The sequence below is a fragment of the Pseudomonas sp. MEJ108 genome (assembly GCF_030208985.1).
GTDB classification, from domain to species: Bacteria; Pseudomonadota; Gammaproteobacteria; order Pseudomonadales; family Pseudomonadaceae; genus Aquipseudomonas; species Aquipseudomonas fragariae.
This window is the reverse complement of the sequence record NZ_JARVSW010000023.1, coordinates 1-1,245: the sequence shown is the minus strand read 5'-3', so window position 1 is coordinate 1,245 and position 1,245 is coordinate 1. Positions and strand designations below refer to the sequence as shown.

Annotated in this window: 1 protein-coding gene; it reads left to right on the top strand. The window is 56.9% G+C overall.

Features of this window, described 5'->3' with window-relative positions; genetic code table 11:
* Positions 1–219 precede the first annotated feature (219 nt).
* Complete coding sequence (locus QRN50_RS12750; RefSeq protein ID WP_024642538.1) at positions 220–1,149, top strand: IS110 family transposase; 930 nt, start codon at positions 220–222, stop codon at positions 1,147–1,149.
* Positions 1,150–1,245: the final 96 nt, after the last annotated feature.

Below are 1,245 nucleotides of genomic sequence, written 5' to 3'. Positions count from 1 at the left end.
GCAAGCTCGCTTGTGTCTTTGATCAAGGTAAAGTCTGGGGTGAGAGGGGTGGATGGCAAGCTGACAAATCGCGGTGCCTAGAGCACGTGTGGGAGCCAAGCTGCCATCCACTCTTCCCGCTTTGGCTCAAAGCTCGAACAGTTGACTGAGTCCGACCTCGAACAACAAGCGTGAGCCAGGCCAAAGCGCCTCTCACCCTTTATCCTAGAGGTTTTACTCATGTCCGCCTATGCCGGTATTGATGTTTCCAAGGCCACGCTGCAGGTTGCGCTGTTTCCCAAAGCGGATGAGCTGTGTGTACCTAATACTGAAGAAGGTCTCGCCAGCATTGCCGAGTACCTCAGCGCCCATCAGGTTGAGCGCGTTCTTGTTGAAGCCACCGGTGGTTACGAGAAACTGTCGGTAAAGCTTCTGGCTAATGCAGGGTTCAAGGTCCAGCGTATTAACCCTGTTCGCTCACGTCAGTTCGCTCTGGCCATGGGCAAGCGTGCCAAGACCGATCCAATCGACGCGCAAATGCTGGCCATGTTCGCCTCCAGCCTGGAAGCGAAGGGCTTCGCAAAGCCTGACGAGGAGCGCGAAGTCCTGCTTGAGCTGGTGAACTTGCGCAACAACCTGCTTCAACAACGTGACGACAACCGGCGCCGTATCAAACAGGCCATATTGCCCAGCGTGGTGGACATTTACCTTGCGTTGGAAGCCAGCCTCAAAGTGCAGATCAAAGCGGTAGATCAGCTTGTCGATGCACAAGCGCGCAAGGTCGACTCAGAACTGCTGCAGCGGCTGCATGCCGTAAAGGGCGTAGGCCCAGTGACAATCGCCAGCCTGTTCTGCTACCTGCCAGAGCTGGGTGACCTGAGTCGTGGACAAATCGCAGCGTTAGCCGGTGTGGCACCGTATAACAACGACAGTGGCAGCAAGGCCGGCAAGCGGCAGATCTACGGTGGGCGGACGAAACTGCGCCGTGCGACCTACATGTGTGCGCTGGTGATGGTGCGCTATAACGCCGATTTCAAGGAGCGGTATGCGAGGCTGCGTGCCAAAGGCAAGTGCGCGAAAGTGGCCCTGGTGGCCTGCATGCGGGTGTTGCTGATACGCCTGAACGCCATGGTGCGCGACGGAACACCATGGCGTGATCATGCGGTTTGAATGGGGCGGGCTTTGCCTGCCATCGCGGAATCTATCCGCGATGGCATTATAAAATGCCCATTCATCGGGGGATGATGAAAGACAGTTGGCTCCCAC

Bases quoted from the DNA above. Each gene is read 5' to 3' on its own strand.
- QRN50_RS12750 (WP_024642538.1), top strand. From the start codon at position 220: ATGTCCGCCTATGCCGGTATTGATGTTTCCAAGGCCACGCTGCAGGTT.